Source organism: Shewanella sp. NIFS-20-20 (assembly GCF_019209865.1).
Taxonomy (GTDB): domain Bacteria; phylum Pseudomonadota; class Gammaproteobacteria; order Enterobacterales; family Shewanellaceae; genus Shewanella.
The window spans coordinates 1-611 of sequence record NZ_JAHUTT010000136.1 but is presented as its reverse complement, the minus strand read 5'-3'; the positions used below and the strand labels follow the sequence as shown (position 1 = coordinate 611).

Here is a 611-nt window from a genome sequence, read left to right as displayed (position 1 = left end):
CAGCGCCATTGTCAGCGCGTCACAAGCCAGCTTAGCCGTCATGCGATTACTCATCGACCAGCCAATCACGGCGCGCGAGTACAAATCGATAATCACCGCCAGATACAGCCAGCCTTCGCTTGTCATCAGATACGTGATATCACCGACCCATTTTTGGTTCGGGCCGCTGGCATCGAAGTTCTGCTCCAGCAGATTTGGCGCTACCGGAAGCTGGTGATCGCTGTCAGTTGTTATTTTGAATTTACGGGCTGCTTTAGCCACTAAATTTTGTCTTGTCATGCTGTTCATAATGGTTTTCAAATTAGCGCATTCTCCATCTTCCGCGAGGTCGACTTGAATACGCCGAGCGCCAGAGCGTTCCTTGCTCTGGACAAAAATAGCTTTGATTTGCTCATCACGGCGGTGCTGTTTGAGCAAGCGTGCACTCGGCTCTTTGCTTGATTTTCGCCAGGCATAATACCCACTTCGCGTAACGCCAAGCACTGCCGCCATTGGCTTTAGGCGAAACTGGTGCTGGTGTTCGAGCATAAATTCGAATCGTTCTACTTTTGATTCTTCGCGAAGTAGGTGGCCGCCTTTTTTAGGATGGCTAAATCCTCAGCTTGGTCGGC

The 611-nt window shown here is 50.6% G+C and carries 1 pseudogene; it reads right to left on the bottom strand.

Features of this window, described 5'->3' with window-relative positions:
* Positions 1–611, bottom strand: a pseudogene (locus tag KU855_RS18780) (IS3 family transposase); the annotation flags it as partial.